This is a genomic window from Streptococcus mitis SK564 (assembly GCF_000148525.1).
Classification (GTDB): Bacteria; Bacillota; Bacilli; order Lactobacillales; family Streptococcaceae; genus Streptococcus; species Streptococcus mitis_H.
On record NZ_AEDU01000029.1, the window covers coordinates 61839 to 78989 of the forward strand.

General features: G+C 35.7%; 13 protein-coding genes. 11 read left to right on the forward strand and 2 right to left on the reverse strand.

Annotated elements, in window-relative coordinates; genetic code table 11:
* The first annotated feature begins 91 nt into the window (after positions 1-91).
* From SMSK564_RS11600 to SMSK564_RS11645, 10 genes are all read left to right on the forward strand, one after another.
* Positions 92-2020 carry an HAD-IA family hydrolase gene (locus SMSK564_RS11600; protein ID WP_000459717.1) on the forward strand — a complete coding sequence of 643 codons (1929 nt, stop codon included), beginning with the start codon at positions 92-94 and terminating at the stop codon, positions 2018-2020.
* Positions 2010-3455 (forward strand): flippase, encoded by a 1446-nt coding sequence (locus tag SMSK564_RS11605; protein WP_000527160.1) that lies wholly within the window; start codon positions 2010-2012, stop codon positions 3453-3455. Before SMSK564_RS11600 ends, SMSK564_RS11605 begins: the two co-directional genes overlap by 11 nt.
* 60 nt (positions 3456-3515) lie before the next feature.
* A complete protein-coding gene (gene wecB / locus SMSK564_RS11610) occupies positions 3516-4604 on the forward strand; it encodes a non-hydrolyzing UDP-N-acetylglucosamine 2-epimerase (RefSeq protein ID WP_025170935.1) in 1089 nt (362 codons plus the stop codon).
* A 354-nt stretch (positions 4605-4958) separates the two neighbouring features.
* A complete protein-coding gene (locus SMSK564_RS11615; protein ID WP_000706562.1) occupies positions 4959-6068 on the forward strand; it encodes a glycosyltransferase family 4 protein in 1110 nt (369 codons plus the stop codon).
* A 633-nt stretch (positions 6069-6701) separates the two neighbouring features.
* On the forward strand, positions 6702-7571 hold the full coding sequence (rfbA, locus tag SMSK564_RS11620; protein ID WP_000676134.1) for a glucose-1-phosphate thymidylyltransferase RfbA: 870 nt from the start codon (positions 6702-6704) through the stop codon (positions 7569-7571).
* Positions 7572-8165 carry a dTDP-4-dehydrorhamnose 3,5-epimerase family protein gene (locus tag SMSK564_RS11625; protein WP_000131450.1) on the forward strand — a complete coding sequence of 198 codons (594 nt, stop codon included), beginning with the start codon at positions 7572-7574 and terminating at the stop codon, positions 8163-8165.
* A 12-nt stretch (positions 8166-8177) separates the two neighbouring features.
* A complete protein-coding gene (rfbB, locus tag SMSK564_RS11630; RefSeq protein ID WP_000141490.1) occupies positions 8178-9227 on the forward strand; it encodes a dTDP-glucose 4,6-dehydratase in 1050 nt (349 codons plus the stop codon).
* Between the two features lie 65 nt (positions 9228-9292).
* Positions 9293-10144 (forward strand): dTDP-4-dehydrorhamnose reductase, encoded by an 852-nt coding sequence (gene rfbD, locus SMSK564_RS11635; protein WP_000600905.1) that lies wholly within the window; start codon positions 9293-9295, stop codon positions 10142-10144.
* A gap of 59 nt (positions 10145-10203) precedes the next feature.
* A complete protein-coding gene (gene glf, locus SMSK564_RS11640; RefSeq protein WP_000272530.1) occupies positions 10204-11307 on the forward strand; it encodes a UDP-galactopyranose mutase in 1104 nt (367 codons plus the stop codon).
* A 304-nt stretch (positions 11308-11611) separates the two neighbouring features.
* Positions 11612-13591 (forward strand): peptide ABC transporter substrate-binding protein, encoded by a 1980-nt coding sequence (locus SMSK564_RS11645; RefSeq protein WP_000857588.1) that lies wholly within the window; start codon positions 11612-11614, stop codon positions 13589-13591.
* Positions 13592-13755: 164 nt separating this feature from the next.
* On the opposite strand, the gene pbp1a is transcribed toward SMSK564_RS11645, so the two are convergent.
* Both pbp1a and recU read right to left on the reverse strand, forming a co-directional pair.
* Complete coding sequence (gene pbp1a / locus SMSK564_RS11650) at positions 13756-15909, reverse strand: penicillin-binding protein PBP1A (protein ID WP_001041861.1); 2154 nt, start codon at positions 15907-15909, stop codon at positions 13756-13758.
* The gene (gene recU / locus SMSK564_RS11655) at positions 15906-16502 is read right to left on the reverse strand and encodes a Holliday junction resolvase RecU (RefSeq protein WP_000248767.1); all 597 of its coding nucleotides are present in this window, start codon (positions 16500-16502) and stop codon (positions 15906-15908) included. Before recU ends, pbp1a begins: the two co-directional genes overlap by 4 nt.
* A gap of 66 nt (positions 16503-16568) precedes the next feature.
* Between recU and SMSK564_RS11660 the strand changes: the two genes are divergently transcribed.
* The gene (locus SMSK564_RS11660) at positions 16569-17096 is read left to right on the forward strand and encodes an SLOG family protein (RefSeq protein ID WP_000205368.1); all 528 of its coding nucleotides are present in this window, start codon (positions 16569-16571) and stop codon (positions 17094-17096) included.
* Positions 17097-17151: the final 55 nt, after the last annotated feature.

Sequence of the window (17151 nt, forward strand, 5' to 3'; positions counted from 1 at the left end):
ACTGTAGATGTACTAAGATAATTAGATTAAATAATCAAAGAGAGTGGTCATTATAGGATCATAATTTAAAATAGTTAGGTGAAACATAGAAGTGTTTGATATATCTCAAATAAAAACAAAAATAGTTGCATTTGATTTTTTTGATACTGTTGTACATAGGAATTGTCATCCTGAGCAAACTTTGTATCAGTGGGCTAAGGAAATGGCTTTGGAGCTGAATTTTGATGTATCTCCTGCAATATTATACAAGATCAGAAAAAGTGTCGAAAACAATAAAGAGTTAGGCACTGAAGAAATGTGTTATCTAGATCTTTTGTCTGGAATATATAATGAAATTAAAGATAAGATAAAAAATACATCGAAAGAAGAGTTTATTCATAGAGCTAAAATTCTAGAGTTAAAAATTGAATTGCAACATATTTACTTGGATTCGGAAATTAAAGAAGTTTTAAAAAAATTGAAAAGTGATTCGAAACAGATTATCTTAGTTTCGGATTTTTATACTGATAAGGAATTAATAGAAACTATATTAAAAAAATTTGAAATTTTTGATTATTTCTCTTCTATCTATATTTCGAGTGAGAAAGCTTGCCGTAAATCCACAGGAAATTTATATAAGTTAATTTTAAACGAATTAGGCTTAAATCCTAAAGAAATTACCATGATAGGAGATAATTATAAATCTGATTATGAAGTGCCACGTTCTCTAGGATTAAATGCTATTTATAGACAACACATAGATAAAAATCAAACAGTGTCAGAAAAAGAGTTGGTAAGACTATATAATCAAATTTTATTTTCTAACAGTAAAAAAGCACCGTTTAATATTTTTTTAGCTGACATCGTATTCTTTATTTCGAAATTGCATAAAAAGATGATTCAAGATGATGTTCAAATAGCACTCTTTTGCTCACGAGAAGGACAGTTATTGAAAAGACTTTTTGATATATATCAAGATACTTTTTTTGGGAAAAATCAAAAGATTTGTACAGAATATTTTTATGTTTCTAGACGATCGACATTATATTCTTCTTTTACTTCTTTAGATAATGAAGAGTTTGAGACGATTTTTCGTCAATATAAAAAAATTACATTACAAAATTTCTTGTTAAATTTAAACTTTTCTGATAATGAAATCATATTGATTTGTCAAGATTTAAAAGAGAAACCAACATATGTATTAACAGTAGACGATCATTTATTAGAGAAACTCAAAAAACATCCTCAGTTCATTACGAAGTTCAATAAAGAGAAAAAAGACAGTCAATTACTACGTGATTATATAGAGCATTTAACTAAAAACCAAAATGAAGTATATTTAGTCGATGTGGGTTGGAAAGGAACGATACAAGATAGTATCAAAAAGGCTCTTCCAGACAAGAGAATAGTAGGTTATTATCTGGGATTGATACTCAATGCTTACTCAGTAGAAAATAAAATGGATAAAACTGGTTTATTGTTTTCTGATTATCCAAGTAAATCGAAATTTTATGATATTGTGAGTAGAAATTTTGGTTTTTATGAAGATATTTTTGTAGCAGATCATGGTCCAGTTTTGAAATATAAAAGAGAGAGTGAGGTTATTCCCATTCTTGACGATGATAAGAAACATGTGAGTATTTATCAGGCAGTTAAAGATTATCAAGAAGAGTTAATATTAGGATTTTCAGAAATTTTGGAAGTTTATAAGAAAATGAAGTTTCTCCCTTTTGAACAAAAAAATCTGTGGCTAATGATATCGCTAAAAAAAGAATGTATTTATATACCTAAGTTACAATCATTTTCTGAATCTTTAAAAGAAAAAGTTGTTGAAAATTTTGGTGAGATAGTAACTCTTAAAACTACGAAAAAATCTATAAAAACGTTATTAAGAGAGAAAAGCGATTTACTTTGGGTTGATTTCGTTTATAGATTGTTTGGTGGTGTCAATTTCCTATTTATTCCAGAATTATATACAAGAGTTATATTTTTATTGAAATATTTAGATTTGAAATTGAGGTTGAAAAATTATGGGGAATAAATCCATAAAGTGGAATGCATTATTAAATATTGTCCTGACGCTATCAAATATCATTTTCCCATTAATCACTTTTCCTTATATATCTAGAATATTGAATCCAACTGGTATAGGTTTAACTTCATTTTTTAGTTCAATAGGGAATTATGGTATTTTACTTGCTTCTATGGGAATTTCAACTTATGGTATCAAAGCAGTAGCAAGTGTTAGAGATGATAGAGATAAGTTGTCAAAGGTAGTACAGGAGTTAATGATTATAAACGTTGCTATGTCTATAATAACAACTGTAATACTATTATTTATGACTATATTTATAACACAATTGAATAGAGAATTTTCACTCCTATTGATCACATGTGGGACTATTTTATCTTCTCCTTTCGCCTTAAATTGGTTGTATAGTGGAATGGAAGAATATACTTATATTACTACCCGGTCAGTAGTGTTTAAAATTCTATCATTAATATTGATTTTTCTACTTGTGAAAAGGCCAGAGGATTATATTGTTTTTGCTAGTATTTCATTGTTTTCTTCTCTAAGTTCAAATATCTTAAATCTATGGCATAGCCGACATTTCATTAATATTAAATTATATAAAAATTTACAATTTAAACATCATTTTAAACCAATGTGGTATTTATTTGCATCATTACTTGCAGTAAATATTTATACTAATTTAGATACAGTGATGCTCGGTTTTATTAATGGTAATGAGGATGTGGGATACTATTCTGTGGCATCAAAGGTTAAGTGGATTTTGCTTTCTCTTATTACATCTATTAGTGCAGTTTTGCTACCGAGACTTTCATTTTATATTAGTAAAAATGACACCTCGAATTTTAGAAAAATATTAAAGGAGTCATCTGCGGTTATATTTTTTATTGCGATTCCATTGATGGTATTCTTTATTGTAGAGGCGAAAGATAGTATCTTATTACTAGGAGGAAGTCAGTATCTTCCTGCGACTTTAGCGATGCAAATACTTATGCCAATTTTACTTATTTCTGGTTTCTCGAATATTACAGGAAATCAAATATTGATTCCAATGAATAGAGAAAAATATTTTATGGTTGCAGTAACGATTGGTGCTGTGATTAATCTTATTTTGAACCTACTGTTAATGCCTAAGTTTGGAATTATTGGTGCTTCTGTCGCAACTCTTTTTGCGGAATTGTCGCAGATGACGGTACAATTACATTTTTCAAAAGAATATTTAGTATCAAATATATCGATAAAGAGTTTGGTTAATGTGATAATTGCAACAGTTGTTTCTACAGTACCACTAATCATTTTGAATCAGCTGATAACGATAACTATACCATTTTATTCTCTAATGCTAGAAGGTTTTGCTTTCTTTTCATTATATTTAGTAATTCTGCTTTTATTAAAGGAGGAAGTGACGATTCAATTATTTTCTCTTCTTGCAAAGAAGAAGTAAATTGGTCAGAAATTGAAATGTATAAACAAATAAAGAATTTAATTATTGATTTAGGAGGAAATCATGAAGATAATGCTAGTTTTTGGTACACGTCCAGAAGCGATAAAAATGTGTCCATTAGTGAATGAGTTGAAAAAACAGGCAGATATGGAAACAGTTGTTTGTGTAACTGGTCAACACAAGGAGATGGTTAGCCCTGTTTTGGAATTGTTTGGAGTTCAACCAGACTATGATTTAGAAATAATGAAAGCTAATCAAACCTTGTTCTCTATAACAACAAGTATTTTAGAAAAAATTAAACCTGTTTTAGAAGAAGAACAACCAGATATTGTTCTAGTTCATGGTGACACTACTACAACATATGCAGCAGCTTTGGCAGCATTTTATCTTGGAATTAAGGTTGGCCATGTTGAAGCTGGGTTACGAACTTACAACCTGCAAAGTCCCTTCCCAGAAGAATTTAATAGACAATCGACTTCTATTATTGCAAATTATCATTTTGCTCCAACTGAATTGGCTAAAGAAAATCTTTTAAAAGAGGGTAGAGAGAATGTTTATGTAACTGGAAATACAGTTATTGATGCACTTACAACTACAGTACAAAAGGATTATACACACCCTGATTTAGATTTAAACGTTGACACTCGTCTTATTCTACTGACTGCTCATAGACGTGAAAATCTCGGAGAACCTATGAAACACATGTTTAGAGCTGTTAAACGAGTTTTAAATGAATATGACGATGTTAAGGTAATTTATCCAATTCATAAGAATCCCTTGGTGCGTGAAACAGCTGCGGAAATTTTTGGAGATACAGAACGTATTCAGATTATTGAACCTTTGGATGTTCTTGATTTTCATAATTTCATGAATCATAGTTACATGATTTTAACTGATTCAGGAGGAGTTCAGGAAGAGGCTCCTTCTTTAGGAAAACCTGTATTGGTCATGCGAGATACGACAGAAAGACCTGAAGGAGTAGCTGCCGGAACGTTGAAATTGGTTGGAACTGATGAGGAGACTATTTATCAAAACTTTAAGATGCTTTTAAACGATTCCGAAGAATATAAAAAAATGAGTCAAGCTAGTAATCCTTATGGAAATGGTGATGCTAGTAAACAGATTGTTCGTATTTTACGCGGAATTTAAGTGAGACCAAATAAAGTAATAAAAAGTACTATCTTATAAAAGGTATTGATCTTGTAGCTGATTCGGGAACATGTTTATATTCTTTGACTCGAGCTACATTAAAATAACTTATGCTGATTTATGATAGATCGATAATTTGATACTACTTTGGATATTGATGTTAGCAGTGATTAGGGATGTTTTGATTAATTCAACTTTTCAGAATTCACCTTGCTTTCTAGATTTTCTTCTGATTTTTATCATTACTTCAGTAAGTTAAATCGTCTATTTACTAGAGTTAAAACTTTTAAAAAAGCCATTGATTGTTAAATCATGTTTTAGATATGGTCAAACATAAATTTAGGAGGGGTTAGTTTGAAGATTGTAATTCCAAGAATTATTCATAACAAAGAGCAACTGACCTGGGATTGGTCCGGGACAATAACTAATATAAAAAAATATTTAGGGAAATACGAGATTGTTGAGGAACAGAATATTTTCTATACTTTTAGAATGAATGTGCACAAAGTGCTTGTTCGTTTAGGTATTAGAAAATCTGATATGAACATGACGTATATAAAATATGCTGAAAATCAAGTTCATCTATCGCCAGAGGATATTTGCCTCACGTTTGATGAATTTCCTTTATCTTTTTCTGATAATCCAATTTATGTCTATCAAGACTTGAATCTTCATTATTTGATAGAGAGTTCTCAAAACAATAGTCAATCGTTCAAATATAGTGGTTTTCAAAACGTCCCGGCTGATATTCTAGATAGACGAATGAGAAAACAGGAAATATTTTATAATCAAGCTACTGGAATATTTACTATGAGTAAATGGTTTTCAGAATACTTGATAGCTCAACAAGGGCTTCCAGTTGAAAAAGTTCATTATGTGGGGGCAGGAACAAATATGAATAATCTATCTCTTGACCACTCTCATAAGGAACGCAATAAGTTTTTATTTATTGGTAAAGATTTTTTTCGTAAAGGAGGAGATCTTGTTTATAACGCTTTTGTCTATTTGCAAAATAATCTCATGCCGGAGGCAGAGTTGTACATTATAGGTCCTTCAGATGTTCCGATGGAATTTAACAATCCGAATGTTTATTTTTTAGGTAATCTACCAGCTGATAAGGTACAATGTTATTATAATCTTTGTGATGTATTTGTTTTACCTTCTAGATTTGAGGCATTTGGAATTGTATTTGTTGAATCTCTTTGCTATGGTTTACCATGTATCGGTCGTGATTTAATGGAAATGCCAAACCTAATTCAAAATAATGAAACTGGATTATTATTACCTGTTGAAGAGGAAAATCCACAGGTTTTAGCTGACATAATGTATAATTTGATAAAAGATGAAAACTTTTTTAAAAATGTTCAGACTAAACAAGATTATTATAAAGCAGAATATTCGTGGGACACGGTTGCTAAAAGAATGATTTCAATTATGAAGCAAGATATGAACAACAATCTATAAGTGAAAAATTAAAATATATTCTAGTTTAACGGTCTATTCCTACTAACAGTAATATTGAGAGACATTTTAAAAATACAAGTTATACGTATAGTGACTTCTCCTAATTCTGACAAGGTGAAAAGATTATTTAAAACCTAATTTAAAAGATTAGACGAAGCTAAATTCAGCTTATTGAATAAAAATAATTTGGTCTAGAGATTTTCTTGTCAGTCTTATTCATTTTTGCCGAACCTTGTGAGTTGTTTGCAACTACCAGAATACACAAAGAACAGAATCTCTTAGCATCATTGAATAGAACAATATCTGCATAAATTTCAGATATAACTAGTGGTGCAGAAGGTGGATTTTTGAAAATAAGAATTCTTTGTAGAGCTATTTTACTAGCTGGTGAAGAATTGTTTTTCAATTTTTCGTACAGATTACAATAATGTTATGGTGGGTTTAAATTTCTTTGTTGGTTGTGTTTGATGAATAGAGATGCACGTATCGAAATTCAAGATAGTGGTGATATCACTTGCTTAATCTCTTCTCCAGTATTTGTAGTAGAATTAAGTGTTCTTGATTAAAATAAAGAACACAACACTTTTTATTCAGTGTTGTGTATTGGGTGAAACGAAAGGAACGATTGTACTTATGAAAGGTATTATTCTAGCAGGTGGTTCGGGGACACGTTTATATCCTTTGACTCGCGCTGCATCAAAACAGCTTATGCCGGTTTATGATAAACCGATGATTTACTACCCACTTTCAACATTGATGTTGGCTGGGATTAGGGATATTTTGATTATTTCCACTCCACAGGATTTGCATCGATTCAAAGAGCTTCTTCAAGATGGCTCTGAGTTTGGGATTCAATTGTCTTATGCAGAGCAACCAAGTCCAGATGGTTTGGCACAAGCCTTTATTATTGGTGAAGAATTTATTGGTGATGATAGCGTTGCTCTGATCTTAGGTGACAATATCTATCACGGTCCTGGTCTTTCTAAGATGTTACAAAAGGCAGCAAGCAAGGATTCAGGAGCGACTGTCTTTGGCTATCACGTGAAGGATCCAGAACGCTTTGGTGTTGTTGAGTTTGACAAAGACATGAACGCCATTTCTATCGAAGAAAAGCCAGAACATCCTCGTTCAAATTATGCAGTTACAGGCCTCTATTTCTACGATAATGATGTAGTAGAGATTGCCAAAAATATAAAACCAAGCCCGCGTGGTGAATTGGAAATTACAGATGTCAACAAGGCTTACCTAGATCGTGGAGATTTATCGGTTGAGGTTATGGGACGTGGATTTGCTTGGTTGGATACTGGCACTCATGAAAGTTTACTAGAGGCTTCACAGTACATCGAAACAGTCCAACGGATGCAAAATGTTCAGGTAGCAAACTTAGAAGAAATTGCTTACCGTATGGGCTATATCAGTCGCGAAGATGTATTGGCCTTAGCCCAGCCACTTAAGAAAAATGAATACGGGCAGTATCTGCTCCGTTTGATTGGAGAAGCATAGATGACAGATAATTTTTTCGGAAAGACGCTTGCAGCACGCAAGGTTGATGCAATTCCAGGTATGTTGGAGTTTGATATCCCTGTTCATGGTGATAATCGTGGCTGGTTTAAAGAAAATTTCCAAAAGGAAAAAATGCTCCCACTTGGATTTCCAGAGTCTTTCTTTGCAGAAGGAAAGTTGCAAAACAATGTATCCTTCTCACGTAAACAGGTTCTCCGTGGCCTCCACGCAGAACCTTGGGATAAGTACATCTCTGTAGCAGATGGTGGGAAAGTTCTGGGTTCTTGGGTTGATCTACGCGAGGGCGAAACTTTCGGAAATACCTATCAAACAGTAATTGATGCAAGTAAGGGAATCTTTGTTCCTAGAGGTGTGGCCAATGGTTTCCAAGTCCTATCAGATACAGTTTCTTATAGTTATCTGGTCAATGATTACTGGGCTCTTGAACTCAAACCCAAGTATGCCTTTGTAAACTATGCTGATCCAAGTCTTGGCATCGAATGGGAAAATCTTGCAGAAGCAGAGGTTTCAGAAGCAGATAAAAATCATCCACTACTTAAGGATGTAAAACCTTTGAAAAAAGAAGATTTGTAAAAAGGAAAGAATATGACTGAATACAAAAAAATTATCGTGACAGGTGGAGCTGGTTTTATCGGTTCCAACTTTGTCCACTATGTTTACAAGAATTTTCCAGATGTTCATGTGACAGTATTAGACAAATTGACTTATGCTGGGAACCGCGCTAATATTGAGGAAATTTTAGGTGATCGTGTTGAGTTAGTTGTTGGGGACATTGCGGATGCAGAGTTGGTAGACAAGTTGGCAGCTCAAGCAGATGCTATTGTTCACTATGCTGCTGAGAGTCACAATGATAATTCACTCAATGATCCATCGCCATTTATTCATACTAACTTTATCGGAACCTATACTCTTTTGGAAGCTACACGTAAATACGATATTCGTTTCCACCATGTATCGACAGATGAAGTTTATGGGGATCTCCCTCTACGCGAAGATTTGCCAGGTCATGGTGAAGGACCAGGTGAGAAATTTACTGCTGAAACAAAATACAACCCAAGTTCTCCGTACTCATCAACCAAGGCTGCCTCAGACTTGATTGTCAAAGCCTGGGTGCGTTCTTTTGGAGTCAAAGCAACGATTTCCAACTGTTCAAATAACTACGGTCCTTATCAACACATTGAAAAATTTATCCCACGTCAGATTACCAACATCCTAAGTGGAATTAAGCCAAAACTTTACGGTGAAGGAAAGAACGTTCGTGATTGGATTCATACCAATGACCATTCTTCAGGTGTTTGGACAATCTTAACAAAAGGTCAAATCGGTGAAACCTACTTGATTGGGGCTGATGGCGAGAAGAACAACAAGGAAGTTTTGGAACTTATCCTTAAGGAAATGGGACAAGCTGCGGATGCCTATGATCATGTGACTGACCGTGCAGGACATGACCTTCGTTATGCGATTGATGCCAGTAAACTCCGTGATGAATTAGGTTGGAGACCAGAATTTACTAACTTTGAAGCTGGACTCAAGGAAACAATCAAGTGGTATGCAGATAATCAAGAATGGTGGAAAGCAGAGAAAGAAGCTGTTGAAGCCAATTATGCTAAGACTCAGGAGATTATTACAGTATAAAAAGCAGGAAATCGCTGCTTTTTATTGCTATATTGGGAAGAGTTGCAAATTAGAAAGGTATAGATATGATTTTAATTACAGGAGCAAATGGTCAATTAGGAACTGAACTTCGTTATTTATTGGATGAGCGTAATGAAGAATACGTAGCAGTAGATGTGGCTGAGATGGACATTACCAATGCAGAAATGGTTGAGAAGGTTTTTGAAGAGGTGAAACCAACTTTAGTCTACCACTGTGCAGCCTACACCGCTGTTGATGCAGCAGAGGATGAAGGGAAAGAATTGGATTTTGCCATCAATGTGACGGGGACGGAAAATGTCGCAAAAGCATCTGAAAAGCATGGTGCGACTTTAGTTTATATTTCTACTGACTATGTCTTTGACGGTAAGAAACCAGTTGGACAAGAGTGGGAAGTTGATGACCGACCAGATCCACAGACAGAATATGGACGCACTAAGCGTATGGGAGAAGAGTTAGTTGAGAAGCATGTATCTAATTTCTATATTATCCGTACTGCCTGGGTATTTGGAAATTATGGCAAAAACTTCGTTTTTACCATGCAAAATCTTGCGAAAAATCATAAGACTTTAACAGTTGTAAATGACCAGCACGGTCGTCCGACTTGGACTCGTACCTTGGCTGAGTTCATGACCTACCTAGCTGCAAACCGCAAGGAATTTGGTTATTATCATTTGTCAAATGATGCGACAGAAGACACGACTTGGTATGATTTTGCAGTTGAAATTTTGAAAGATACAGATGTGGAAATCAAGCCAGTAGATTCCAGTCAATTTCCAGCAAAAGCTAAACGTCCGCTAAACTCAACGATGAGCCTGACTAAAGCTAAAGCTACTGGATTTGTTATTCCAACTTGGCAAGATGCCTTGAAAGAATTTTACAAACAAGAAGTGAGATAAGTAGTAGAATGATTTTCTAGTCTAATAAAAGAGGCAGATAAACTCCAAAGGAGCATAAGATGTACGATTATCTTGTTGTCGGTGCTGGTCTCTTTGGTGCAGTCTTTGCCCATGAAGCAGCCTTAAAAGGAAAAAAAGTAAAAGTCATTGAAAAACGAAATCATATCGCGGGTAATATCTATACTCGTGAAGAGGAAGGGATTCAAGTTCATCAGTATGGTGCTCATATTTTCCATACTTCTGACAAGGAGATTTGGGATTATGTAAATCAGTTTGCAGAGTTTAACCGTTATACCAATTCTCCTGTTGCAAATTATAAGGGAGAGATTTATAACCTTCCATTCAATATGAATACCTTTAATAAACTTTGGGGAGTTGTAACGCCAGCAGAAGCACAAGCCAAGATTGATGAGCAACGTGCTGTTTTAAATGGCAAAACTCCTGAAAATTTGGAAGAACAGGCGATCTCTCTTGTAGGCACAGACATCTACGAAAAATTAATCAAAGATTATACAGAGAAACAGTGGGGCAAGCCAACTACAGAACTTCCAGCTTTTATCATTCGCCGTTTGCCAGTACGCCTGACCTATGATAACAACTATTTTAATGATACCTATCAAGGGATTCCAATTGGTGGTTATACTCAAATAGTTGAAAAAATGTTGGATCATGAAAACATTGATGTAGAAACAAATGTTGATTTCTTTGCCAATAAAGAGCAATATCTGAAAGATTTTCCTAAGATTGTCTTTACGGGGATGATTGATGAGTTCTTCGACTATGAGTTGGGAGAACTAGAGTACCGTAGTCTTCGTTTTGAAAACGAGACCTTGGATATGGAAAATTACCAAGGAAATGCAGTTGTGAACTATACAGATGCAGATACCCCATATACTCGCATTATTGAACACAAACATTTTGAGTTTGGAAATCAAGAAAAGACGATCATTACTAAAGAATATTCTAAAACATGGGAAAAAGGTGATGAGCCTTATTATCCAGTTAATAATGATCGTAATAATCATTTATATAAATCATATAAAAAATTGGCTGATGAGCAAGGGAAGGTTATTTTTGGTGGCCGTTTAGGACATTATCGTTATTACGATATGCACCAAGTAATTGGAGCAGCCTTGCAGTGTGTGAGAAATGAGTTAGATTAATACTCAATGAAAATCAAAGAGCAAACTAGGAAGCTAGCCGCAGGCTGTACTTGAGTACGGTAAGGCGACGCTGACACGGTTTGAAGAGATTCTCGAAGAGTATAGACAAGTAAAACTGACTACCAGTTATTATTTATAATAGTATAAAAAATTCCTTGACTACCTAATGTAGTTGAGGTTTTTTGATATTATTCATATTTTCGCAGAGTTGTTGTTTAAAAAATAAGTTTCTAAAATTCAGAAAATTCTATTGACAGGACTTGAAAAAGAGTCTATAATGAATAAAAAAACAAAGGAGAAGACTATGAAAACAAGAAAAGTATTGGCTCTTGCGGGAGTAACCTTATTAGCAGCTGGTGTTTTAGCTGCTTGTTCTGGGGGTTCAGGTGCTCAAGGTGAAAAAACCTTTGCCTTTACCTACGAGACACATCCAGATAATCTCAACTATTTGACAACTGGTAAGGCAGCAACTTCTGAGATTACTAGTAATGTGATCGATGGATTACTTGAAAATGATAAATACGGGAACCTTATTCCCTCAATGGCAGAAGACTGGTCGGTCTCTAAGGATGGCTTGACTTATACTTATAAGATTCGTCAGGATGCCAAGTGGTATACATCTGAGGGAGAAGAGTACGCTCCTGTTAAGGCTCAGGACTTTGTAACAGGACTTAAATATGCAACAGATAAGAAAGCAGAAGCCCTTTACTTGGTACAGGATTCAATCAAAGGTCTGGATGCCTATGCCAAAGGTGAAATCACAGACTTTGCTCAAGTCGGGATTAAAGCCCTTGACGATCAGACAGTCCAATACACCTTGAACAAACCTGAAACTTTTTGGAATTCTAAAACAACCATGGGTGTGCTTGCGCCAGTCAATGAAGAGTTTTTGAATTCAAAAGGGGATGATTTTGCCAAAGCTACGGATCCAAGTAGTCTCTTGTATAACGGCCCTTATTTGTTGAAATCCATTGTAACTAAATCCTCTGTTGAATTTGCGAAAAATCCGAACTACTGGGATAAAGACAATGTGCATATTGACAAGGTCAAATTGTCATTCTGGGATGGGCAAGATACCAGCAAACCAGCAGAAAACTTTAAAGATGGTAGCCTTACAGCAGCTCGTCTTTATCCAACAAGTGCAAGTTTCGCAGAGCTTGAGAAGAGTATGAAAGACAATATTGTCTATACTCAACAAGACTCTACGACTTATTTAGTAGGAACAAATATTGACCGTCAATCTTATAAACACACATCTAAGACTAGCGACGAACAAAAGACATCTACTAAAAAAGCTCTCTTAAACAAGGATTTCCGTCAGGCTATTGCCTTTGGTTTTGACCGTACAGCTTATGCTTCTCAGTTGAATGGAGAAACTGGAGCAAGCAAAATCTTGCGTAATCTCTTTGTGCCACCAACATTTGTTCAAGCAGATGGGAAGAACTTTGGCGATATAGTCAAAGAAAAATTAGTGACTTATGGGGATGAATGGAAGGATGTCAATCTTGCAGATTCACAAGATGGTCTTTACAATCCAGAAAAAGCTAAAGCAGAATTTGCCAAAGCCAAATCAGCCCTACAAGCTGAGGGAGTACAATTCCCAATTCACCTAGATATGCCTGTTGACCAGACAGCAACTACAAAAGTTCAACGTGTCCAATCTATGAAACAATCCTTGGAAGCAACTTTAGGAACTGATAATGTCGTTATTGATATCCAACAATTGCAAAAAGATGAATTGCTTAATGTAACTCTATTTGCCGAAAATGCTGCTGGCGAAGACTGGGATTTATCAGATAATGTCGGTTGGGGTCCAGACTTTGCCGATCCATCAACCTACCTTGATATTATCAAACCTTCTGTAGGAGAAAGTACTAAAACATATTTAGGATTTGACTCAGGGGAAGATAATGTAGCTGCTAAAAAAGTAGGTCTATATGACTACGAAAAATTGGTTACTGAAGCTGGTGATGAGACTACAGATGTTGCTAAACGATATGATAAATACGCAGCAGCCCAAGCTTGGTTGACAGATAGTGCCTTGATCATCCCAACAACTTCTAAAACTGGTCGTCCAATCTTGTCTAAGATGGTACCATTTACAATACCATTTGCATTGTCAGGAAATAAAGGTACAAGTGACCCAGTCTTGTATAAATACCTTGAACTTCAAGACAAGGCAGTTACTGCAGATGAATATCAAAAAGCTCAAGAAAAATGGATGAAAGAAAAAGCAGAATCCAATAAAAAAGCGCAAGAAGAACTCGCAAAACATGTGAAATAAGATAAAAAGAGACTGAGCAAAAAGTCTTTAAAAGCAAAACGCATATTGTCAGGTGATGAAAGCCTTGATCGTATGCGTTTTATTGTGGGGAAATGTACTTGATCTCTGTATTTCATTTTGAAAATGACAAAATCCTGAGTTTAGAGTTCTCAGGATTTTTTCGTTTACTGTTGTGGTTGCTGTTGAACTTGTGGATTTTGTGGCGTTGGTTGTACTGGTTGTGTCGGTTGAACAGCTTGTCCTTGATTAGGATCAGTTGCTGGAGCATTATTGGGTTGTTGACCAACCGTAGTACTTGCCTGTGTAGTTGAACTTTCAGCTGTTGAGGATTGTTGAGTAGAGGGTTCAGTCCATATTGGGCGAGCTCCATTTTTGAATACAAATTCCCCGTTTCTGAAAAGTCCGTCTGGCATCGTCCAGTCTTCTGGATGAGTATCTTCTGATAGATACGTTATCATTGAGCGATAAACTTTAGCTGCAACTAGGAAACCATCTCCAACGATAGGAGTTAAACGATTCGAATAACCTGTCCATACAGCCATAGAATACTTACGAGTATAACCAACAAACATTTCATCTGGAGCTACATAGCCAGTGTTCTTGATGTGTTTTTCAATTTCATCATCTGTGTAGTTAGAAGTACCTGTCTTACCAGCTTGCGCTAACCATGGGAGATAGGCTCCACGACCAGTTCCGTATGCCAAGACAGTTTTCATCATTTCGGTCATCATGTAAGCAGTTGTTTCTTTCATGGCTCTTGTGCCAGGGTCAGAAAATTCTTTTTCGCTACCATCGCTAAAGACAACTTTATTGATGTACATTGGTTTGTGGTAAATACCACCATTTGCGAATGCGGCATAGGCGGTAGCCATTTTTTCACTACTTGCCCCGTACTGTTTACTAGATTCGGTAGTATTACTTGAAATAGCATTTGAGTAGTGAATACTTGGATAGTCAATTCCTAAACCATTTAGGAAGTTTTTGGCTCTATCTAAACCAACCTTGTTTAGTGTCTCAACGGCAGGTACGTTACGAGATTGTTGAAGGGCATATTGCAGAGTAATATTACCAAAATATGCTCGATCCCAGTTGTAGACAGGTGTGCTTGTTCCCGGATAGTTATAAGGAATATCATTAACCATAGTTGCAGTGGAATCATATACACCGTATTCTATGGCGGGTGCATAATCGGTGATTGGTTTCATTGTTGAACCCCAGTCACGATTGGTTTCCACAGCTTGGTTGGTACCAAATGAAACGTTACTTGCTTGGTGACGAGCTCCAAGTTGGGCGATGACTTTACCATTGGAAACATCTACGACCGTAGATGCGACTTGCAAATCATCGTCAGGGTAAGAGACGTATTGATCGGAGTTGTAGATATCCCACAGACGTTTTTGAGCCTCTTGATCTACATTTGTGTAAACATCCATCCCAGTAGTTAGAAGGTTATAGCCAGTTTCTTGTTCTACTTGGTCGATAACCTCTTTGAGATAATTGTCCATATATGCTGGGTAGCTATTGACTGATTTCAAACTTTGGAGTCCATCAGTAATAGGAGTATTGATAGCCTTCTCATACTGTTCGGCAGAAATGTAGCCTTGACCTTTCATCTCTGAAAGTACCAAGTTACGACGGTCAAGGGCAGCTTCTGGATGAGAATAGGGATCGTATTGATTCGGAGCCTGTGGCATTCCTGCTAGTAGGGCAAGTTGAGGTAGTGATAGTTCTCGCAAATCTTTGCCGTAATAGTTTTGGGCAGCCGTTTGCATTCCATAGTTTCCGTTAGACATGTAAACTTTATTCACGTAGTAGGTCAGAATTTCTTGTTTTGTGGTTTTTTGCTCTAATTGAACAGCCAACCAAGCTTCCTGGGCTTTACGTGAAATAGTCTGATCAGAAGTGGAAGTTGAGAAATAGGTCAACTTAATTAATTGTTGGGTAAGGGTTGATCCTCCCTGGAGGGAGTTGTTTTGTAAGTTACGTAAAAAAGCTCCTATAATTCGGATGGTATCGACACCGCGATGATCGAAAAAACGATGGTCTTCAATCGATACGATAGCCTTGACCAAATCAGTAGGAATTTCGTTGGCCTGAGCGTTTACTCGGCGTTCAGAGCCCAAGTCGGCAATGAGTTCGTTTTTACTATCGAAAATCTTACTAGACGTGGTTGCGACTAATTTGCTCTCAGATAGGGCTGGGGCTTTGCTGACGTAATAGAGAAATATGCCTCCTCCCAGCATAACTGCTGTGATAAATAAAGTTAAGAAGCAGATACTCACATACTTAGCTATTCGCAGGATAGTTTGTTTGTTCATCTTGTTTTACCACCTAATAAATGTTCTTTGATAACATTGAGATAGGGAATTTGAGGGAAGGCACCGGCCTTGATTTCATATCCATATTCTCGAATATATCCAAGTGGCATTGATTTTTGTCCCTTATCTTGATGATAGAAGCGAATTAAATCAAGTGCCGGCAATAAGTAGGTTTCTTGCTGAGAAGAAAAGTGAAGAAGGACAAAGCAGATTCCTTGTTGGGCAAGGACTTGTTCCATATGCTGAATCTGATGTGGATGAAAATTTTTCATCGGAATCGCACGTTTTTGTTTTGTTTCCTTGGCTTCAAAGTCGATGTAATATCCATTATAAACGCCAGAATAGTCCGTCGTTGAAGCTTGTCGAAAATAGGCTTCAACAATCTTGGCACGACTTCGTTGTGGATAGTCCACTCGTACGATTTGAATAGGGGTTGGTTTCTTATGTATAACAGCCAAGCCCTGAGACAAATAGTAGTCGTTGGTAGCATTGATCATCTTTTCAAAAGACATTCCTCGATTTGCGAAATTTTTGGGTTGAGAAAGAGGTGATTGTCTTTTTTGTGATGAAATTTTATGAGGATAGTTGACCATAATTCTCCTTATTGGTACAATAACATCACTCTATTATATCATAAATTTACACAGAAAGGGTTAAAAATGACTACAGCTTTGGTTTTAGGCTATTCTGCTTTTGATTTGGGTTTGTTTTCTGACAAGGATCCTCGTCTTAAATTGATTAAAAAAGCGATACGTAGGGATTTAGAAGCTATGGCAGCAGATGGGGTGACTTGGCTTGTATTTACAGGGACTTTGGGTTTTGAATATTGGGTTTTAGAGGTTGCTCAGGAAATGAAGACCGAATACGGTTTCCAGTTGGCCACCATTTTTGCTTTTGAAACCCATGGGGAAAATTGGAATGAAGGCAATCAGATGAAACTGAGTCGTTTTAAGCAGGTAGACTTTGTCAAATATGCCTATCCTCGCTATGAACACAAGGGGCAGTTAAGAGATTACCAGCAGTTTTTACTGGAAAATACGAACAGTTCCTATCTTTTTTATGATGAAGAAAATGAAACGAAACTAGCTTATTTTTACCAAAAGATGAAAAATCAAGAGGACTATTTTATAAAGAGATTAACATTTGATCAATTAAATGAACTTGCTGAAAATTTTTCCGAAAATTGAAGCTTTGACCTTGATTTTTGTTTGCCTTTTTTTATATAATAATACTAGCAAGCGA